This is a genomic window from Salinicola sp. 4072 (genome assembly GCF_036663415.1).
Taxonomy (GTDB): domain Bacteria; phylum Pseudomonadota; class Gammaproteobacteria; order Pseudomonadales; family Halomonadaceae; genus Salinicola; species Salinicola salarius_A.
The window spans coordinates 1-18740 of the sequence record NZ_JAXOVV010000024.1; the positions used below are offsets into that span (position 1 = coordinate 1).

General features: G+C 60.7%; 22 protein-coding genes and 1 pseudogene. 12 read left to right on the top strand and 11 right to left on the bottom strand.

The genetic code is table 11. From position 1 onward, the window contains the following. The 11 genes from R3F72_RS14790 to R3F72_RS14840 form a co-directional block, all read right to left on the bottom strand. Positions 1-173 (bottom strand): helix-turn-helix domain-containing protein (locus R3F72_RS14790; RefSeq protein ID WP_332780065.1); only part of this gene is annotated, 173 nt, incomplete at its 3' end. Between the two features lie 47 nt (positions 174-220). Next, positions 221-346 (bottom strand): hypothetical protein, encoded by a 126-nt coding sequence (locus tag R3F72_RS14795; protein ID WP_332780038.1) that lies wholly within the window; start codon positions 344-346, stop codon positions 221-223. Positions 347-1187: 841 nt separating this feature from the next. Beyond that, positions 1188-1742 carry a cytochrome b gene (locus R3F72_RS14800; RefSeq protein ID WP_087721111.1) on the bottom strand — a complete coding sequence of 185 codons (555 nt, stop codon included), beginning with the start codon at positions 1740-1742 and terminating at the stop codon, positions 1188-1190. Between the two features lie 32 nt (positions 1743-1774). Further along, entirely contained in the window at positions 1775-2248 is a 474-nt protein-coding gene (locus R3F72_RS14805) for a copper resistance protein B (RefSeq protein ID WP_087719873.1), read from the bottom strand. A 3-nt stretch (positions 2249-2251) separates the two neighbouring features. Then, a complete protein-coding gene (locus R3F72_RS14810) occupies positions 2252-3049 on the bottom strand; it encodes an IS3 family transposase (protein WP_087719874.1) in 798 nt (265 codons plus the stop codon). A gap of 17 nt (positions 3050-3066) precedes the next feature. Then, entirely contained in the window at positions 3067-3378 is a 312-nt protein-coding gene (locus R3F72_RS14815; protein ID WP_035410216.1) for a DUF1153 domain-containing protein, read from the bottom strand. 48 nt (positions 3379-3426) lie between these two features. After that, a complete protein-coding gene (locus R3F72_RS14820; protein ID WP_087719875.1) occupies positions 3427-3921 on the bottom strand; it encodes a cupredoxin domain-containing protein in 495 nt (164 codons plus the stop codon). Between the two features lie 100 nt (positions 3922-4021). Then, the gene (locus R3F72_RS14825) at positions 4022-4477 is read right to left on the bottom strand and encodes a DUF411 domain-containing protein (RefSeq protein ID WP_081919659.1); all 456 of its coding nucleotides are present in this window, start codon (positions 4475-4477) and stop codon (positions 4022-4024) included. Between the two features lie 96 nt (positions 4478-4573). Further along, on the bottom strand, positions 4574-5881 hold the full coding sequence (locus R3F72_RS14830; RefSeq protein ID WP_143543288.1) for a sensor histidine kinase: 1308 nt from the start codon (positions 5879-5881) through the stop codon (positions 4574-4576). Beyond that, positions 5868-6533, bottom strand: coding sequence for a response regulator (locus R3F72_RS14835; RefSeq protein WP_087719877.1), 666 nt, complete (start codon positions 6531-6533; stop codon positions 5868-5870). Before R3F72_RS14835 ends, R3F72_RS14830 begins: the two co-directional genes overlap by 14 nt. Before the next feature lie 110 nt (positions 6534-6643). Further along, the gene (locus tag R3F72_RS14840) at positions 6644-7198 is read right to left on the bottom strand and encodes a phosphatidylglycerophosphatase A family protein (protein ID WP_087719878.1); all 555 of its coding nucleotides are present in this window, start codon (positions 7196-7198) and stop codon (positions 6644-6646) included. 49 nt (positions 7199-7247) lie between these two features. Between R3F72_RS14840 and R3F72_RS14845 the strand changes: the two genes are divergently transcribed. From R3F72_RS14845 to egtD, 12 genes and pseudogenes are all read left to right on the top strand, one after another. After that, complete coding sequence (locus R3F72_RS14845; protein WP_256961300.1) at positions 7248-7619, top strand: PadR family transcriptional regulator; 372 nt, start codon at positions 7248-7250, stop codon at positions 7617-7619. A gap of 23 nt (positions 7620-7642) precedes the next feature. Then, a pseudogene (locus R3F72_RS14850) lies at positions 7643-7798 on the top strand (chromate transporter); the annotation flags it as partial. Positions 7799-7992: 194 nt separating this feature from the next. After that, complete coding sequence (locus R3F72_RS14855) at positions 7993-8340, top strand: NADH-quinone oxidoreductase subunit A (RefSeq protein WP_332780039.1); 348 nt, start codon at positions 7993-7995, stop codon at positions 8338-8340. Then, positions 8331-9641 (top strand): hypothetical protein, encoded by a 1311-nt coding sequence (locus R3F72_RS14860; protein WP_332780040.1) that lies wholly within the window; start codon positions 8331-8333, stop codon positions 9639-9641. The genes R3F72_RS14855 and R3F72_RS14860 overlap by 10 nt, the downstream gene beginning before the upstream one ends. Next, positions 9634-10557 carry an NADH-quinone oxidoreductase subunit H gene (locus tag R3F72_RS14865; protein WP_303854795.1) on the top strand — a complete coding sequence of 308 codons (924 nt, stop codon included), beginning with the start codon at positions 9634-9636 and terminating at the stop codon, positions 10555-10557. Before R3F72_RS14860 ends, R3F72_RS14865 begins: the two co-directional genes overlap by 8 nt. After that, a complete protein-coding gene (locus tag R3F72_RS14870) occupies positions 10557-11192 on the top strand; it encodes an NADH-quinone oxidoreductase subunit J (protein ID WP_303854793.1) in 636 nt (211 codons plus the stop codon). The genes R3F72_RS14865 and R3F72_RS14870 overlap by 1 nt, the downstream gene beginning before the upstream one ends. A gap of 27 nt (positions 11193-11219) precedes the next feature. Beyond that, on the top strand, positions 11220-11525 hold the full coding sequence (nuoK, locus tag R3F72_RS14875; protein WP_087719884.1) for an NADH-quinone oxidoreductase subunit NuoK: 306 nt from the start codon (positions 11220-11222) through the stop codon (positions 11523-11525). Beyond that, positions 11525-13411: an NADH-quinone oxidoreductase subunit 5 family protein gene (locus R3F72_RS14880; RefSeq protein ID WP_332780041.1), complete on the top strand. Its 1887-nt coding sequence runs from the start codon at positions 11525-11527 to the stop codon at positions 13409-13411. Before nuoK ends, R3F72_RS14880 begins: the two co-directional genes overlap by 1 nt. Positions 13412-13425: 14 nt before the next feature. Then, the gene (locus R3F72_RS14885; RefSeq protein WP_332780066.1) at positions 13426-14895 is read left to right on the top strand and encodes a complex I subunit 4 family protein; all 1470 of its coding nucleotides are present in this window, start codon (positions 13426-13428) and stop codon (positions 14893-14895) included. Then, entirely contained in the window at positions 14895-16304 is a 1410-nt protein-coding gene (locus R3F72_RS14890) for an NADH-quinone oxidoreductase subunit N (RefSeq protein ID WP_332780042.1), read from the top strand. Before R3F72_RS14885 ends, R3F72_RS14890 begins: the two co-directional genes overlap by 1 nt. 62 nt (positions 16305-16366) lie before the next feature. Beyond that, positions 16367-17677 (top strand): ergothioneine biosynthesis protein EgtB, encoded by a 1311-nt coding sequence (gene egtB, locus R3F72_RS14895; RefSeq protein ID WP_332780043.1) that lies wholly within the window; start codon positions 16367-16369, stop codon positions 17675-17677. 65 nt (positions 17678-17742) lie between these two features. Next, positions 17743-18705 carry an L-histidine N(alpha)-methyltransferase gene (gene egtD / locus R3F72_RS14900; RefSeq protein WP_332780044.1) on the top strand — a complete coding sequence of 321 codons (963 nt, stop codon included), beginning with the start codon at positions 17743-17745 and terminating at the stop codon, positions 18703-18705. Positions 18706-18740: the final 35 nt, after the last annotated feature.

Sequence of the window (18740 nt, forward strand, 5' to 3'; positions counted from 1 at the left end):
GCATCGCGGCGAACCTGAAGTATCTCACTGATTTGGTTAATAGTATGGCCTTGGTCACTCAGTAGAATGGCATGCGCCCGACGACGGAGAGCGCGCTTCTCGCCATGGTGATAGGCGGAGGTCAGCGTCTGTTGTTCAGGTTCAGTGAGAGGGGCAACGAAGCGTTTTTCCATGGTTCTGTCCGTGTCAGAAATCCTGGCATGGATATTACACGAAAACTTTAGATCAGGTACTTACCTTCTTGTAATATCTTGTTCGCTGTATCTTGATGTCCCGGAGCGGCAAAGGCGGGGGCAGTGATAGCCACGGCAAGCGCTAAGGTCAATGCTTGAATTCCACGGTTCATGACAATCTCCTAAAAGTTGGTACAGCCTAAGTATGTGCGACGAATCTGAACTGGAGCTGAAAACGATACGAATATTGATGGATAAACTTGAAAAGCGAATCCGGTAATGGGATGGCGTAAGTCAATTGCACTAAGTGAATGTTTTCTTTGCGGTTCTGCTTGTTCTATCACATTGCAATCCTTTCACCAAATTAGATAGATCTTCAGATGTTCATGCCACGACACCTCGTCCGACCTATGATAGCACCACTTATGTTAAACTCTGTTTCTTTATAGCCTCTCTGTATTTCGAACGTTTCTCGAATCTGCTCGAAGATTCAGACCACTAACGGTGTTTAAAATGACTGAAAAGGTTTGGTGCATAGGAAATGATATTTCTATAGCCGGTAGCCGGTAGCCGGTAGCCGGTAGCCGGTAGAGGGAAGGGGATGCCGTGTTGCCAGCAAATAAATCTTGAAGAACCGACCAGCAGAGCGGCACTGGTTAGCTTATTTGGCGAGTGAGTCTTCCAATTTCCGAATGATAGCTGCATTTGTCCTGCATTTTGACGAACATAAGGATCGGGAAAGGCCGCATTGTCTAACACGATCGCACGGGATCCATATGCAAACTATCGAATTATAAAGGACACCGACTAGAATCCCTCAAACCATGATGGATACGTCACACCTATGACGATGAGACGGCATTCGTGGTTTCCTGCATGAGTCTCCCTGAGTCCGACAAGTATTTTCGGTCCGATCCATCGACTCTTCAAGAGGATCAAAAGATTGGAAACAGGGAGCTTTACCAATTATTTCATCCGAATATCTTCGAAATCTTGCTTCGAACTGACGCTAGATCAGCGGCGCCGGGGCCCGGCTATGCGGCTAAGAGTACCATCCCGGCGTATCAGGCCGTGCCAAAGCAGTGCCATACCGGCATGACCGACAATCAGCGCCAGCAGGGTCCAGCCAAGCCAGACATGCCACTGGCGAGCCTGCATCATCCGAGGACCTTGGGTGCTTCCGCCGTCGAATAAAGGTATGCCGAAAGGTGCGAAGGGCTGACCACCGAGCCAGGTCATGTAGAGCCCGAGAGCCGGTATTCCCAGCATTAGCAGATAGAGCAATAAGTGCGACAAAGTCGCGATTTTGGCTAACTTGCCGACGTGAGCTGGGCGGTGGCGTAAGTTGAATAGTGCCCAAAGTGCGCGAAGTACAATCAAGCCCATCAACAGCGTGCCCAGGGGTTGATGGGTCGAAAGCCAGGCTTGTACCCACTGTGGGTGTCCCCATAATATTTTTGCTGCCATCCCGCCAAGTTGCCATAGCAACAGAGCGCCAATACCCCAGTGTAGCCAGCGGCTGATTCGACCGTAGTAAGCAGGTGTATCCCTCCATGGAAAAGATGACATCGTGATCCTCCCTTAATGTAAAACTTGGACTTTTAGTACCAGGCGCGCAGACCCATTACCAAGGCAGTTGTTGACTCATCATCATCGTAATTACGTTCGTAGCTAACCCCCACGTATGGGCTTAGCTCCCTCATCAGGTCGTAGCGCAGACGAAGACCGATCTCACTACTGTTAAAACCGCGGTCAATGTCGTACTCGGGAACATCCTGGAACGATGCTGAGAGCTCCAGTCGTGGTTGCAGGATCAATCGCTGAGTGAGTAGCATTTCATATTCGAATTCGGTGCTTGCGCTGACATCACCCTCGTCACTGACGAATAACGCAGTGTCGGTTTCCATCATCAAAGGTGCCAGCCCCTGAAAGCCAACGACCGCGAAGCGTCGATCAGGGTCCGGATTGAAGCTTTGACGCACGCCCGTCTGCAAGTTCCAGAACGGGCTTATCGCGCGACTATAGAGCAACTGGAGATCGCTGCTTTCGGTGTAATGACCCCCTGGTTTCTGCACACCCTACGCCGTTAATGCGGGGTGTGCTCGGGGTGCCACGTAGTCCAGAGACTGATGTGGCCGCTCTTCGTTGTAGTACCGGATCCAGCGATTGATCACGACCCTGGCTTGGCCCAGCGATTCGAAACGGTGAAGCCAGATGCACTCCTCCTTCAAGGATCGGAAAAAACGCTCGACAAGCCCGTTCTGTTCCGGTGTATACGGTGTCGTGAATTCCTGCGTGAGGCCATAGGCTTTCACCGTGCCCGTGTAGTGGCGACTGCTAAAGACGAGCCCGTTATCGGAGCGAAGTGCGAGTGGCTGCTGAACGCGCCCCAGTGCCCCCAGTCGATAAATCAATGCTTCTTCCAGGGCAGCCTCCGCTGTCTTGCTGCTGCCATTGTCCGATAATCGCCAACCGAGGATCTCACGCGTGCAACAGTCGATGATGACCGCCAGGCTGGCCCGCCGATCCTTACCGCACCACACGTGAGTGAGATCCGTGGCCCAACGCTCATCGGGTCGTGAGGTGATCGACGGCAAGCGTCTGGCGCGAGGTCGGAAGCCTTGCGGCCGCTTGCGCACCTGCCAGCCTTTGAGTTGCAGGATGCGCTGGATCGGCTTGCGGTTCTCGCCCAGTACACACGCTAGCCGGCGATAGCCGTAGCTCGGGAAGCGTTCCAGCGTCAGCTTCACCCGGGCCGTCAGATCCGTATTAACGACACGCTGCCGCGCCTTGGGCCGGTAATACAGACTGCGCCGAGGAAAACCCAGCCAGCGGCAAAGTTTGGCCAGTGAGACCACTTGGCCTTCCTGGGCCATTTCCGCCTGCAGCGACCTTACGAGTTCTCGTCCTCGTCGAGCAGGCGACGCCACTTTTTTAGTGCGTAGATCTGCAAGTGGGCCTCGCCCAGCGCCTCCTTGGTTTCCCGCAGGTCGGACTCGTATTGCTCGCGGATATCCTTGGGGCGGGCCTTGAACCCGTTTTCCATGTTGCGCTGGGCTTCATCGATCCAGCCTTCGACCTCGGAGACGGTGAGGTCATGCTGTCGCGCGACCTCCGCGACCGTGGTCTTGCCCTTGAAGATGTCCATGACGACGGACGCTTTGCGCTTCGCGGTCCACCGCTTGATGGGGGTATCGTCGCTCATTCTGTCCTCCTGATGACTGCACTATAGCCTGTGCAGCTCTGGAGGGGGTCACTTCAAGGTGACGGTTCCTTTCATCCCGGCTTCGTAATGACCGGGAAGGAAGCACGCGTACTCGATGACGTCGCCCTGCTCGGGTGCGGTCCAGATCAGTGTCTCGGTCTCGCCCGGCGCTATGGTGACGGCTGCGCTTTGGGTCTCACCGTGATCCATCATGCCGTTGTGATGATCGCCCATCATCTTATCGCTGCCTTCAGCGCCGTGATGGTCTCCGCCCTGTTGCATCATTTCTCGATGCATCTGCTGCATGCGGCCGCTGCCGATAGAAAATTCGTGGGGAATCATGGATACGTTTTCGATCCGAAAACGTACCGTCTTACCGGGTTCAATCTGCAGTTTGTCGGCGTCGAACCACATGCTTCCGGCCTGAATATCGATAGTTCGGCTGGGCGCGGGCTCACTTTGGTGTGACTGACCGTGGCCGGTATCTGCCAAGGCTGAGGCGCTGACGGCAGTCAAGGTGAAAAGCAAAAACAGGAATTTCATCAAAAAGCTCCGCTGTTATGAGAAAGGATATTTAAAAATGATGTTTTCGCCCGCTGATCGAGGCCGGCGGATACCAAAACCAGATTGCCGGGTGCCAGAATCAACCTGCCGATATCGGCAGGGTCATGAACACTTGAGTTTCGTTATCGTCGAACTGATGCACGTTCAAGGCCCGAGCCTGATCGCCGGGCATCCCCGGTGTGCCAGCCGGCATGCCGGGCAGGGCTATACCGCGAACGCTTGGACGTTCGGCAAAAAGCCGATCGAGCGCTGCGCCGGGGACATGGCCCTCGACAACGTAGCCCCCCATCTCGAGGGTGTGGCAGCTCCCGAGTCCATGAGGAAGGTCAAGGCGTTCTTTGATTTCGCCGAGGTTGGTGGTTTCCACGACTTTGACATCGACACCACGTTCCTTCAGATAATCGCCGTAAGCGGCACAGCAACCGCAGGAAGGGCTTTTATAGAGTGTCGCCTGGTCGGGCAGTGAAGCGTGGGCCACTTGGGCACCCAGCATGAATGTTGCGGATAACAACAATGCGATGTTTCTGCTTGGCATGACGAATCTCCGGAGCGTTCATGAGCCTTCGCCAACAGTAAACGTGGGTAAGCTGAAAAGAGGCTGAATGGATCCGCCAAAACGAGAAAAGTATCTTCACGGTGCCGAGCCAGGGTGTAACGTGATTTCGACCCGCAGCCCGCCCAGTCGTGAACGGCCATAGGTCACACGACCGCCGTAGCGTTCGGTGAGCTGTGACAGAATGGAGAGCCCCAGGCCGTGGCCACGATGTTGTTCATCAAGCCTGACGCCTCGCTGGCCCAGGCGCTCGAGCATGATATCCGGAACCCCCGGGCCATCATCCTCGAGCCTTAGGCAACAGGGCTTGGGAAGTAGCGTAAGCTCGACGCGTTGGCGCGCCCATTTACCGGCATTGTCGAGCACGATACCGAGCATCTCCATGCCGTCCTGACGCTCCAGCGGTATCCGGAAATCGACGACGGCGGTGTCATCGAGAACGAAGATGCGATCGGGGTAGAGGGTACGAAACATTTCCAGCATGGAAATGACTTCTGCCATGCCGGTATGTTGCTGTCCTGTAGACTGGCCGGCGATACGCGAATGGCGTAGTTCGCTCTCCAGTTTTTCATCGATGTCGTCGAGACGAGCCAGAATCTGCTTACGACGTTGATCATCCAGGGCTCGTTTTGAGCGAAGGGCTTGCATGACCGCCGTTAGTGGCGTCCTGATCGCGTGAGAAAGGTTGGCCAGTGACTCCCGCGAGCGCTGCTGACGACGTTCATGTTCGTCGAGAAGGGTATTGAGTTGAGCGATGGGGGCTTTCAGCTCGGAGACGGTTTTGATGTCCAGGCGGCGGCGCTCGCCGCGTTGCAGCTCGATGAGCTGGCGCGATAGCCGACCGAACGGGCGTAAAGCATGATTGACCGCGAACAGGTTGAGCAGTATCAACAGCAACAGCAGCACCATGGCCGCTGCACCGATCCACCAGTGAAGGCGTGTCAGTCCTCGCTCGATGCCGGCGAAGTCTTCGCCGACCGTCAATGTGGCGGGTTCGCCGGCAAGCATCAATCCGGTTCGCCACAGCAGCAGTCGATGATCGCGCCACTGCAAGAGTTGCGCGCCTTCTGTATCCCCGGTCGGCAATGTCTCGAGCGCATCGTGAGTCGCGTAGACACGGCCGTTGGTCCGCAACTGATAGAAGTGGTGAAAGGTTTCGGCGGGGCTGGAATCAGGTGGCAGCGACAGGGCACTCGGGCCCTCGAGGCGCAATCGGCGCACGACCAGTTCGGATTCCTGCTGTAAGCGATCGGCGAGAAAATTCCGTGCCAACTGGTCCAGCAGCAGTCCGTGCAGTACCCAGGTACTCCCGACGACGATCAGCGCCGCAATGCCCAGGCTACCCAGCAACCGGAGGCGTAGGCTTCGCCGGCTAAACCGAGACAAGCATGTACCCCTCACCACGGCGCGTCACGATGCGCTCACGTCCGAGCCGATGACGTAGTCTGCCGATATAGACCTCGACGAGATTGGGAGTCGCAGCATCCTGCTCGAGCGCGTAGAGTTGTTCGAGCAAGTGTCGCTTGGAGTGAACGCGATCAGGGTGGCGCATCAGGTAGCGCAGAAGCCGAAATTCGGTGGAGGTGAGTGTTTGCCACTCCTGGTGATCCAGACTGAACTGCTGGCGTGCCTCATCGAGCCGAAGATTGTTGATCTCCAGAAGGGAGGAAAAATGACTACCTCGACGACGCAACAAGGCCTCCAGGCGCGCCAGCAACTCTTCCTCATGATAAGGCTTGGTGAGGTAGTCGTCGGCGCCGGCGCGAAGCCCTTCGACCTTATCCATCCAGCTATCTCTTGCGGTCAGAATCAGTATCGGCACAGACCACTTAGCGTCCCGCCAGTCGGAGAGGAGACTCAGCCCGGAGCCGTCCGGCAAACCAAGGTCCAGAATGACCAGCGTGTACTCCTCGCTAGCCGAGAGCGCAGACGCCGATCGGCTACTAGGTGAAATGTCGGTGCGGTAGCCAGCATCATCCAGAAGCTCTGCCAAACTTTCCGCCAACAGCTCATCATCTTCTACCAGTAATATTCTCATGGCTCATCGAGAGACTGAATCTGTTTGCCGAAGATACAGCCGGTTCCTGAATGGTTCCTGAAAATCCGGAAGGCGCCGGATATCGTGATTTATCCCAATTCGGTGTTCATTCAACTGACGCCTCCCCGAAGCCACATCTCAGGCATTTCGATCGACCGTTTTTTGCGTGACGGTGGCAGGATCATCGCTTCACCTGGAATGCCACGGTGCCACAGGGTAAGCCCCACAAAGAGCACAATACATGCAAAGAATGCCGCCATAACGTCATCCAGCACGATACCCAAGCCGCCACCGATGGCTTCGCTATAGCCAATGGGCAATAGCTTAGTGACATCGAACAGCCGATATAACACGAACGCCACTTCCATCGTCCAGGCACGGCGCGCCACCGTGATTCCGAGCATGGCGATCGGAAACGCCAGGTACTCATCGGCGACGATCTGGGAGAGATCTCCGCCGCCGAGCCAGATTGAAGCCCAATGACAAATTGGCACTGCCGTGACCAGCAGTACCGACAGAATGACAACCCGGCGTTGCGGCGAGTGATGTGTCAGCCACCAGGCCAACGGCACACCGATCAGCGACCCGATTGTCCCCGGTGCCCAGGATATCCATCCCAGGCCAAAGCCGGTCGCTACCAGCAAGACCGCATTCTCTATCAACATCTGTCTAATCCATGAGAGGAGGGGGTTGGCTTGCGATCAGGAGCAAGACTTGCTAAAACGAAAGTCGATATCGATCTTCGTTTTCGGTAGACCGGAAGTCAATACAATGAAGCATCATCACTTGCTCGTGGGCCTGGTCAGACTACACGTCCTTCACCATGCCGCCGAGCATGAAATCAACGGACAATGGATGATCGATGAGCTGGCGCGTCACGGCTATCGACTGAGCCCCGGCACTCTTTATCCCATGCTGCACTCGATGGAGAACAGGGGATACCTGATCTCCCGCGAAGCGCATCAGGGTAGCGTTCGCCGTAAGTTCTATCGCGCGACCGATCTAGGTCGAGAAGGGCTTGAAACGGCCAAACGCCAGCTGAGAGAGCTGACCGGCGAGGCCTTAAAAGACGACAGTCCCTTGTAAGAGAGCCATGGCAAGGAGCCCGGATGGAGAATCAGACACCACGCCCTGCCGGACTTATTAGAGAGGTCTTCGCGGCCTTTCTGTTGCTGGGCTTGACTTCCTTTGGTGGTCCCATCGCTCACCTGGGTTACTTTCGCAGCGAGTTCTTCCGCATGACCCGATGCCGCTGGCTGCGTGACGGCCGACTCTGCCTCGCACCTTGGCTATTGTTAACCTACTTTATCCAGGGAGCTAAATGAGGACGCTTATTCAGTTTGCGTTCAGCTGAGCCGCCTACCCTTTTATAAAGGGCTGGTTATCAGCGAAGGGACTGGAGCCCGCGGTCATTGTCTCTGGCCCGGGTTCGTTTGAATCAGCGACGCGAGGGATTCGCATGGAGCTGTTCGCTCTTCTCATCATTCTGATCGTGGTACTGGGCGCCGGGCTGCTGGTGCAGTGGCTGCCCATGCGTCACCAGCCGCGGCCCAGCTGGTCCCAGCGCGTGCCGTTTCTGGGCGGGGGGACGCCCGACAGCCACGCCTGGAGCCGCTACCACGTTCGCTACTACTCCATGACGCTGCTGTTGATCGCCTTCGAGATGGAGATGATGTTCATGTACCCGTGGGCGGTCGTGTTCGTCGAGACGGGCATGAAGGCCATGATGGAGATGGGCATGTTTCTCGCCATCCTGTCGGTGGGCATCGTCTATGCCTGGCGTGAGGGGGTGTTCAAGTGGCAGTGAACTGGCTGCACAAACTTGCCTCACGTGGCAGCGTTCCCGTGTTTCCCGTGCTGGGTAAGCAGGGTGATGGCGCGCTGCGGCATCTCGCGCTTTCTCCGCAAATCGAACTGGTCGATTCGCCGCGCCACGCCAGTGTGTTGCTGGTGGCAGGGGAGATTCCGGCCGACCGCTTCGAGCCCCTGCGTCGGGTGCATGACCAATTGCCATACCCTTTCACGACGCTGTGGTTTCGCAGTGAACCCTGGCCGCATCTGGAACGCGTGGCCCGTATCGACGATCTCGACGACCTGCCCGGTGCACTGGTCACGGCGCATCGCGAACTGATGGAAGGCTGCCGCGGCAGTACCCATCGTCTTTTGCCGGACGAGCCGCCCAACCCTTGGGAAGGCGAGGGCGATTTCGGCCAGGGCGGTGAAGGCATGATGGGCGGGGTGCCCTACGGGCGGCCCATGGCCATGAACATGGAGGATGACATCCGCGACGGATTGACGCTGGATTCACTGACTTTCCGGCTGGGGCCGTTCTTTTTCGTGTTTCCGCCCGGCATGGCGGCGGAGATCACCCTGCAGGGGGATCTCGTGCAGACATGGCAAACGCAATTTGCGCCGTATCCACAATCTCTCGACGATATCTTTTTCAACGCTCGCGAGCGCCCCGTCCCCATTGCGGAGGTCGAGCTTGCCCGGGCCCGCCATCACCTGCAGCGGCTGTTTCATGCGTTTCACCTGGCGGGCCTGGAGAACGTGAGCCTGAGGGCCTTGCGCCTGGCGCATGGATTGTCGACGTCGAGCACCCTCGACGGATTGCGGCGCGCACTATCACGTAGCGGCTTCTTTCGCCTGACGGCGGGCGGCGGCGCGCTCGGCCCCGAGCAGGCGCGCATGATCGGTGGGCCCGCCGCTCGAGCTGCCGGAATGGATGATGATCTGCGCTCGGAGGATGCCGGCTATCGACGGCTGGGGTTCTCTCCCGTCTGCCAGGCCGAAGGCGATACCCATGCTCGCTGGCGGCAGCTTCTGGACGAAATCGATCAGTCCCTCCATCTGGCCCGTCTGGCCGAACGCGACAGGGTACACACGGAGCGGACAGGCAGCGTCGAGACACCGCGTGGCCCCTGGTCGGCGCGGCGGCCGGCGGATGCGAGTGCGCTCTTCGACGAGCTGTTACCCGGGCTGGAGTGGGGCGATGCCCTGGCGGCGGTCGCCAGTCTGGATGTCGCGGGGTTGACCGATCAACCTGTCGGCACACGGCCATCCGGAGAGTCCCGGGCGGCAGAGGGAGGCACCGGAAGCGATGTTTAGTGAGCTATTTCTGCCGGTTCTCATGGTGATCTTCATGCTGGTTATCGGCGGTTATGCCGTCGCCGTGCTCGATCGCCTGGTTGCCAGTGCGCTTGGCACTCCTCAGGCCGGGCGTGTCTGGCTGGCGCCGATGTCACGCGGCGCCTGGTTGCTGACCCAGCACGCCAATGCCACCGAAGCGCCGGATTGGCGGGCCTGGCGGCTGGCACCGGCCCTGTATCTGGCGTTGGCGGCGAGCGGGCTGGCGGTGGTGCCATGGTCGGCCTCGCTGGTCGCCACGGACCTGGTCACCAGCGTGGTGCTGTGGGGCAGCGTGGAAGCCCTGGCGACCGTCGTCATCTTCTTGCATGGCTGGTCGGCGAATTCGTTACTGGCGTTGATCGGCGGGTACCGCTATGTGGCGCTGGGGCTCTCCTACATCCTGATCAGCATGTTCGTGCTGATCGGTGTGGCATTGCCGGCCGAATCGCTGCAGTTCACCCAGGTGGTGGCTTCGCAGGAAGGGCTGTGGAATGTCATTCGCCAGCCACTGGGGCTACCGCTGTTTCTCATCGTCGGCCTGGGCATGACCTTCTGGGGGCCGCTGAACCTGGCCGATTCGACGGACCTGGCCGGCGGCACGGCCTCGGAGATCTCGGGGCCGCCAAGGCTGGTCTGGGACATGGCCCGGGCGGCCATGCTGGTCGCGTTCAGCGGCGTGGCAGCGACTGCCTTCCTGGGGGGCTGGCTGGGGCCCTGGCTGCCCGGCCCGTTATGGATGTCCCTCAAGATGTTGGCGGTACTGATCGTGCTGCTGTTGCTCGGGCGGTTACTGCCGCGACTGGCGCCGGAGCGCTGCGTCACCTTGATGTGGGTCGTGTTGCTGCCGCTGTCGTTCATCGACCTGGTGTGGGCCGGGATAGGAGCGCTGTTGTGATGGAGAGCATGAATCACGGCATCGGTGTCGATATCGCGTTTGTGTTGCTGGCCACGCTGGCGGTGGTTACCGGGTGGCGCGTGTTTCGCACCGACTCGATGGTACGGGCCTCCTTTTTCCTGCTGGTGTCGTTCATCGCCGTGGGCGTGATCATGATCCTGTTGGCGGCGGAATACCTGGGCGTCGCCATGTTCTTCATGATGGCCGTGGAAATGACGGTCATGGCGCTGTTCATGGTCATGTTCATGATGAACCCGGCCGGCCTGAATCCCATGAACATGGTTCACCAGGAACGTATCGCCATCGGGGCCGGCGTCGCCGGTTTCCTGGTACTGGGCGCCATGGCTCTGTTGGCGACCTTTCCCGACCAGCCGGTGCCGGCAAGCCTCGATCCCGTCAGGTCACTGGGCAACGAAATGCTCGGTGACTCGATGCTGATTTTCGAATCGGCGGGTCTCGTGCTGCTGACCACCATGATCGGCGTGGTGGTGCTGTCGAGCCATCGCGGGCGCTATGGCGCGGCGGCGGAGGGCTCGATGCCGCCGGGGCTGGAACCGGGCGGCGACCCGGCAGGCAAGCCCGAGGAGGACGAAGAGGGCGAGGGTGGGCATCACCATCATCACCATCACCACTGAGCGGGACAGACAGGCAGGGAGGCTTGCATGACACTCACCACACTTTTGCTATTGGCAGCGGCACTGATCGGTATCGGGATCTATGGTGCGCTTTCCCAGCAGTCGTTCGTGATGCTGATGATGGGACTGGAGCTGATCCTCAACGGGGTCATGCTGGCGGCGGTGGCGTTCTGGGCCTTCAGCGGGGCCGGGGCGCCGGAAGGGCAATTGCTGACGATCATCGTCATGGCGGTGATGGCCATCGAGATGGCGATGGGATTTGCCCTGGTGGTCGCGGTCTTCCGCGGTAAGCAGGCCGACGTGACCGAATCGCTGACCGGGCTGAAGCACTGATGCTGTGGTTCGTTCCTCTCTTGCCCTTGCTGGCTGCCCCTGTCATCCATGGGGTCGGCAAGCGTTGGCTGGGCGACGACAGGGGCCGTGCCGCGCTGGCGCTGGCGGGGGTGGCGATTACGGTCGCTACCTTGCTGCTCGCGAGCGTTGCGGTCACGGCGGACTGGGGCGGCACCTATCGCTGGAGTTCCCTGATCGTCCTGTCGATCGGGATGACGCCCGCGAGCGCCGTGTTCGCCATCGTCGTGCCACTGATCGCCGCGCCGATCATCGTCTACAGCGCCTACCATGAAGCATCGTCTGTCAGTGACGGGGGGACGGCGCGCTCGCCCGTCGGATTGGTGGCGCTGCTGACGGCGTTCGTCGGGGCGATGGAGCTGCTCGTCCTGGCCGAGGATTTCGTCACCCTGCTGATCGCGTGGGAACTGGTCGGGGCATGTTCGTGGGCGTTGATCGCCCATGAGTGGCAGAAGACTGGCAACCTGAGGGATGCCGCCTGGGCGTTCCTGGTGACTCGCTTCGGGGATCTGGGGTTGTACATTGCCGCGGCGGCGGCGTTTGCCGGCACGGGTTCGTTTGCCTTTGACGAACTGTCCCGGCTCGATGGGTGGCTGCTGGACGTGTTCGTTGCCGGCGCCGTACTGGCCGCTGCCGCGAAATCCGCCCAGGTGCCGTTCTCTCCCTGGCTGTTTGCCGCCATGTCCGGGCCGACACCGGTGTCGGCATTGCTCCATGCGGCGACCATGGTCGCGGCGGGGATCTACCTGGTGATTCGGCTGCATACGGAGTTGTCCGCCGTCGCCTGGTTTGCGCCGGTCGCCATCACGCTGGGGCTGGCCACTGCCCTGGCAGGGGGCGTCGTGGCCTGTCTTCAGGGCCATGCCAAGAAGCTGTTGGCTGCCTCGACGTCGGCCCAGTATGGCCTGATGTGGCTGGCGGCAGGGGCGGGCTTTCCCGGTGTTGCCCTGGTGCACTTCGTCACGCATGCGTTCACGAAAGCGGCCCTGTTTCTGGCGGCCGGCGTCGCCGAACGCCATGTCGGCAGCTATTCGCTGAATGCGATGCGCCTGGGCCGCCTGCTTCCTGGCGTCGCGGCAGCCGCCATGGTGGCCAGCCTGGCGCTGGCGGGCGTCGTCCCGCTGAGTGCGGCGTGGAGCAAGGAGCAAATCGTCACGGCCGCCGGCCATCAGGCGTCCTGGCTGGCCGTGATCGTCGCCGTGGCGGCAGGGCTCAGTGCGCTGTACGCCACACGCTTTCAACTGCTGGCGTTCGGGCGGGGGCGGCATGACCGCATGAGCGAGGCTGTCTCCCGGCCCGGCCACTCCCGGGCGGAAGCCGTCGCGCTCTACCTGCTGGCGGCAGGCACATTGGCGCTGTCGATACTCTGGTGGCCCGGTGTCGGAAATGGCCTTGCTGATTTGCTGTCTGTGCACTTCCCCAAGACCAAGCTATGGGAACTGATCGTATCGCTACTGCTGGTGGCGCTGGGTGTGGGCCTCGGCGCCTGGGCGGTGCGTCGTGAGGTGTCGCGCCAGCAGAGCGACAAGCGTGCCGCTATGGCGGACTGGCTGGGTCTGCCGACGTTGACGGCGCGTGGCGCGGATGCCGTGATGATGTTCAGCCATGGCCTGGCACGCTTCGACGATCGCGCCGTGGATGCCGGGATCCGGGGCAGTGCCCGCTTCGGTGCGTGGCTGGCCAGGCTGGGAGAGCGGCGTGGCGAAGGCGCGTTCGATGGTGCCACGAACCAGCTCGCGAAGGGCATCGACTGGGCGGGACAAGTGGCACGTCGGGCGCACACCGGGCAGATGCATCACTACTACACCGGTATCGCGGCCGGACTCGCCGCGATCCTGATCATTCTGAGCATAGGAGTGCTCCTTTGATTTTGACTGCAGCCTTGGGGCTTCCCATGCTGGGGGCCCTCGTACTCGCCGTTTCAAGCCGTTGGACCGAGGTCACGGCTCGTCGATTTGCCATTGCGGTCTCGGTGTTGCCGGTGCTGTTGCTGGCTTGGGCGTGGCGACAGTTCGATCCGCAAGGTGCGCTATTCCAGTTCGTCGAGGAGGTGCCCTGGGTACCCAGCCTGGGCATGGGCTACAGGTTGGGCGTGGATGGCATTGCCCTGGCTGTCGCGACGATGAGTGCGCTGGTCTTCTCGGCGAGTATCGCCTACCCCGTGGACACGAAGCATCAGCCTCGCCAGTACTACGCCTGGATGCTCTTCCTGCAGTCCGTGTCACTGGGTGTCTTCCTGGCGCTGGACCTGCTGCTCTTCTATGTCTTTTTCGACCTGAGCCTGGTGGGGATGTTCTTCCTGATCGGCCGCTGGGGGCATGGCCAGGCGCAGCTCGCCGCGTTCAAGTTCTTTCTGTACACCTTCTGCGGCTCGCTGTTGCTGCTGCTGGCGATCATCGGGCTTTATCTGTCGGTCGAACCGCACACCTTCGACATGCGCGTGCTCATCGAGCAGCAACCGTTGGCGGGCGCGGGCATGACGGCCGGCCTGGTGTTCCTTGCCCTCATGCTCGGCTTCGCCATCAAGACACCGGTGGTGCCCGTGCATACCTGGCTGCCCCAGGCGCATGTCGATGCTCCGGGGCCGGTCTCGGCGATTCTCGCCGGGGTGCTGCTCAAGATGGGCACCTACGGGATCATCCGCATTCCGTTCGCCATGATGGCGGAGACGTTCTCACGCTATGCCCTGGTCATTGCGCTGTTCGCGGTCGCGTCGATTCTCTACGGGGCTTTCGTGGCGCTTGGTCAGAGCAACCTGAAACGACGCATCGCCTACACCTCGATCAACCACATGGGCTACACGGTACTGGGGATCGCCGTAGCCGCCGCGGTGCTAAGCGATGACACTGTCGCCCGGCAAATAGCGCTGACCGGGGCAACGGTGCAAATGGTGGCGCATGGTCTGATCACTGGCACGCTATTCCTGATCTGTGGCTCATTCTGGCAGCGCACCGAGGAGTACGACCTGGACAGCTACGGTGGATTGCTTCGTCAGGCTCCGTGGTTGACCGCTTTCGCCGTGCTCGCATCGTTTGCCAGTCTGGGCCTGCCTGGCCTGGCCGGCTTCGTGGCGGAATTCCATATCTTTGTCGGCACCTTTGGTGTCTATCCGTGGCTCGCCGTCATCGGCGTGCTGGGCATCCTGGTGACGGCAGCATTGTTCCTGCAGATGCTGCAGAAGGTGTTCTTCGGGGCGATGCCGGAGCGCTGGGCGCAGTTCGAGGATCTGCGTCCCATCGAGTGGGGCGTGCTCGCGGTGTTGTCGGCAGGCTTCGTGATCATCGGCGTGGCGCCGGCGTTTCTGCTGACACTGGTCGAGGCATCGGCGACGCTGTTGATGGGAGGCCACTGATGCCTATCGGTGACGTATTGCCGGAAATCAGCCTGACGCTGGGCGCGGTGGCGATCGTCCTGTTCGCCAGCTTCGTCCGTCAGCGGCAGCATCACTGGGCAGCTGTGCTGGCCCTGCTCGCTATCGGTCTCGGTGCGGGGCTGACCTTCGCGCAATGGGGCGGGGCGCCGCGACTGACGTTTTCCGGTGTCTGGGCCCTGGATGGCGTGGCGCTCGCCAGCAAGCTGGTCGTGCTGGCCGCCGGTGCGATGGTCGTTGCGATGTCGCCTGAATGGATGCGGACCGATCGCCGCCATGGTGAGTACTACGCACTGGTTCTGTTCGCCCTGCTGGGCGTCAGCATGATGGCATCGGCCAGCGATACCATGGAGTTGGTATTGGGCGTGCTGCTGTCCTCGGTGGCCAGTTACCCGTTGGCCGCCTATCACCGTGGCTGGGCGCCCGCGCTGGAAGCCGGCATGAAGTATTTCCTGATCGGTGCCCTAACTAATGCGTTGCTGACGATCGGTGTGGTGGTGCTGTTCGGCCTGACCGGCAGTACCGGGTATCCGGACATTACCCAGGCGCTGGCCACGGACAGCGACCGCCTGGCGCTGACCATTGCCACGGCCTGCGTCGTGCTGGGCCTGACCTTCAAGCTGGCGGCGTTTCCGGCCCACGCCTGGATGCCGGATGTGGCGCAGGGCTCACCAGTACCCGCGGCGGCTTTTCTGACCGTCATCCCCAAGGTCGGCGCCGCGGTGGCGCTGGCTCGCTTTGTTTCCCTGTTGCCGCCGGATGTCGCCTGGCGGGCGATCGTGGCATCGATCTCCGTCGCCACCATGACGCTGGGCAACGTGGCGGCATTGCGACAGACGGATGTGCGCCGTCTGCTGGGCTGGTCATCGGTTTCCCAGTCCGGGTATGCGCTGATGGCCATCGTAGTGCTGGGCATCAGCGATCAGGCCCTGCCGGCACTGGTGTTCTTCCTGGCAACCTATGCCACGGCCAACCTGGCTGCCTTCGCCGTGGTCACGCATCTGAGAGGCCGTACTGCGTTGGACGATTACCGGGGGCTGGCCAGAAACGCACCGATCGCGGCAACGATAATGATCGTGTCGCTGTTATCCCTGGTGGGTATCCCGCCGCTGGTCGGCTTCTTCGGCAAACTGATGCTGTTTCGCGTCACCCTCGAGGGCGGTTACGCCTGGCTGGCGCTCGTGGCGGTGATCAACACCGTCGTCTCGCTGTTCTATTACCTGCGCATCGTCGCGCCGATGATGTTCGGCAGTCGCCAGTCCGCCGTGCATGTGCTGTCGGGCCTGTGGGCGCGTTCCACGATGGCCGTGGCGGGCGTGCTGCTGATCGTCGGAGGACTCGGCGCGGAAGCGCTCTCGCTGTTTACAGGATCGATACGCTTTGCCCTTTAGGCCCCGGCGGCCTGGCCCGCCGGATCCACGTCAATGGAGTGATACTGAGAAAGGAGTCGTCCATGTCACCTGCTCAAGGTTTGGCAATCGAAACGCCAGACAACCTGCACGCCAAGGAATGGCTGCGTGCGTACCAGCGAATCCGTGCCGCCACCGAGGCCATCTGTGCGCCTCTGCACAAGGAAGACTACATGGTGCAGAGCATGCCGGATGTCAGCCCGCCGAAATGGCACATCGCCCATGTCAGCTGGTTCTTCGAAGCCTTCATCCTGAAACCGTTTCATCCCGCCTACCAGACCCTCGACCCCGCGTACGATCACCTCTTCAACTCCTATTACGTGACCCATGGCACGCCGTTCCCCCGGCCCGAACGCGGCATGATCTCGCGGCCGACCGTGGACGATGTCTATCGCTATCGCGCTCACATCGACCGGGCCATGGAAGCGCTGCTCAGCGATCCACCGCAGGAACATCTCCAGGAGATTCTCCGACGTCTCGAGCTGGGCCTGCCCCACGAACAGCAGCATCAGGAACTGCTGCTGATGGATATCAAGCACATCCTGGCCCAGAACCCCTTGTGCCCGGTCTATCGGGACGACCTGGCGCCGACGCCTGCGCATGACGTCGCTGCGCTCGGCTGGCATGCCTACCCGGCCGGCGTCCGGTACATCGGCCATGACGACACCGAGGAGGGTTTTGCCTATGACAACGAGATGGGGCGCCACCGCCAGTTCGTCGAGGCATTCCAGATCGCCGACCGCCCGGTGACCAACGGCGAGTTTCTCGCGTTCATGCAGGCGGGTGGATACGACAAGCCCGATCACTGGTTGTCGGACGGCTGGGCCACGGTCAAGGCCGAAGGCTGGCAGGCGCCACTCTACTGGGTCGAGCGTGACGGTGTCTGGCACCACTACACCCTGGGCGGCCTGGTACCGGTCGACATGAGCGCGCCGGTCTGCCATGTCAGTTTCTTTGAAGCCGATGCTTATGCGCAGTGGGCCGGTGCCCGCCTGCCCACCGAGGCCGAGTGGGAGACAGTGGCCCACGATGCCGACATTCAGGACGACTTCGGGCAGGGGAACTTCGTCGAGCAGGACCATCTGCAGCCGGTCGCTGCTGCCGGGGACACAGGCGCGTCGGGCCAGATGTTCGGCGATGTCTGGGAGTGGACGGGCAGCGCCTATCGCCCCTATCCGGGGTTTCGCAAGTTGCCGGGCAGCCTGGGCGAATACAACGGCAAGTTCATGTCCGGCCAGATGGTGTTGCGAGGCGGCTGTTGTGCGACGCCGGCCGATCACATCCGCGTCACCTATCGCAACTTCTTCCCGCCTCATGCCCGCTGGGCGTTTTCCGGTTTCCGTCTTGCCAAGTAAGCCTCTGATTAACGCCGTATTACCCAGCGGAATAATTAATCATAGGTTTCCAAGGAGAGCTGATCATGACCCTGGCCGTACAATTCCATGACATGCACACGACCCCTGCCAAGACGTCGCTTCGCGACGAGATCTTGACGGGATTCAGCGCCGACCAGAAGTTCGCCTCGCCAAAGTTCTTCTACGATCAGCGGGGCTCCGAGCTGTTCGACCGGATCTGCGAACAGCCGGAGTACTACCCGACACGAACCGAGGAACTGATCCTGGCCGACGCCGCCGAGGACATCGCTAACATCGCCGGTGATGAGGCGACGTTGATCGAACTCGGCAGCGGGGCAAGTCGCAAGGTTCGGCTGCTGCTGGAAGCCATGCGACCGTCAAACTATCTCGGCATCGATATCTCCCGGGAATTCCTGCTCGAAAGCACGCGCCGTCTGGCTGCCGACTATCCATGGCTCGAGGTGCACGCCGCCTGTGCCGACTTCTCTTGCAACATGGCCTTGCCGGAGGGGCTGGGATGCGAACGGCCGGTCGGCTTCTTCCCGGGATCGAGCATCGGCAACTTCGACCCGCAGGCCGCCGAGGATTTCCTGCGCGGCTTGCACTCCCTGCTGCCCGTTGGCAGCGGGTTGCTGATAGGTGTCGACCTGATCAAGGACAAGACGACACTCGAAGCCGCCTACAACGATGCGGCAGGCGTGACGGCAGCTTTCAACCTGAACTTGCTGGATCGCCTGCGCGAGGAGCTGAACACCGAAATCGACCCCGGGCATTTTGCCCATCGGGCTTTCTTCAACGAGGCGCAAACCCGCATCGAGATGCACCTGGTCAGCCAGTTACCCCAGTTCGTCGCGATCGAGGGCGAGCGCTTCCATTTTCTGGAAGGCGAGACCATCCATACAGAAAATTCCTACAAGTACACGGTCGAAGGCTTTCAGGCACTGACGGAGCGCGCGGGATTCAAGGCGCGCGCCTGCTGGACCGACGATGAGGACCTGTTCAGCGTCCACTATCTGGAGCGCTGCTGAGTCGTACTGCTGGCGAGACAGGGCGGGCAGCCCGA

What these genes read in the sequence shown, in the direction of transcription:
- R3F72_RS14870 (WP_303854793.1), top strand. Translation starts at nt 10,557, where the DNA reads ATGGAGAGCATGAATCACGGCATCGGTGTCGATATCGCGTTTGTGTTG.
- nuoK (WP_087719884.1), top strand. Translation starts at nt 11,220, where the DNA reads ATGACACTCACCACACTTTTGCTATTGGCAGCGGCACTGATCGGTATC.
- egtD (WP_332780044.1), top strand. Translation starts at nt 17,743, where the DNA reads ATGACCCTGGCCGTACAATTCCATGACATGCACACGACCCCTGCCAAG.
- R3F72_RS14855 (WP_332780039.1), top strand. Translation starts at nt 7,993, where the DNA reads ATGGAGCTGTTCGCTCTTCTCATCATTCTGATCGTGGTACTGGGCGCC.
- R3F72_RS14835 (WP_087719877.1), bottom strand. Translation starts at nt 6,533, where the DNA reads ATGAGAATATTACTGGTAGAAGATGATGAGCTGTTGGCGGAAAGTTTG.
- R3F72_RS14880 (WP_332780041.1), top strand. Translation starts at nt 11,525, where the DNA reads ATGCTGTGGTTCGTTCCTCTCTTGCCCTTGCTGGCTGCCCCTGTCATC.
- R3F72_RS14810 (WP_087719874.1), bottom strand. Translation starts at nt 3,049, where the DNA reads ATGGCCCAGGAAGGCCAAGTGGTCTCACTGGCCAAACTTTGCCGCTGG.
- R3F72_RS14890 (WP_332780042.1), top strand. Translation starts at nt 14,895, where the DNA reads ATGCCTATCGGTGACGTATTGCCGGAAATCAGCCTGACGCTGGGCGCG.
- R3F72_RS14820 (WP_087719875.1), bottom strand. Translation starts at nt 3,921, where the DNA reads ATGAAATTCCTGTTTTTGCTTTTCACCTTGACTGCCGTCAGCGCCTCA.
- egtB (WP_332780043.1), top strand. Translation starts at nt 16,367, where the DNA reads ATGTCACCTGCTCAAGGTTTGGCAATCGAAACGCCAGACAACCTGCAC.
- R3F72_RS14815 (WP_035410216.1), bottom strand. Translation starts at nt 3,378, where the DNA reads ATGAGCGACGATACCCCCATCAAGCGGTGGACCGCGAAGCGCAAAGCG.
- R3F72_RS14795 (WP_332780038.1), bottom strand. Translation starts at nt 346, where the DNA reads ATGAACCGTGGAATTCAAGCATTGACCTTAGCGCTTGCCGTGGCTATC.
- R3F72_RS14825 (WP_081919659.1), bottom strand. Translation starts at nt 4,477, where the DNA reads ATGCCAAGCAGAAACATCGCATTGTTGTTATCCGCAACATTCATGCTG.
- R3F72_RS14800 (WP_087721111.1), bottom strand. Translation starts at nt 1,742, where the DNA reads ATGTCATCTTTTCCATGGAGGGATACACCTGCTTACTACGGTCGAATC.
- R3F72_RS14865 (WP_303854795.1), top strand. Translation starts at nt 9,634, where the DNA reads ATGTTTAGTGAGCTATTTCTGCCGGTTCTCATGGTGATCTTCATGCTG.
- R3F72_RS14840 (WP_087719878.1), bottom strand. Translation starts at nt 7,198, where the DNA reads ATGTTGATAGAGAATGCGGTCTTGCTGGTAGCGACCGGCTTTGGCCTG.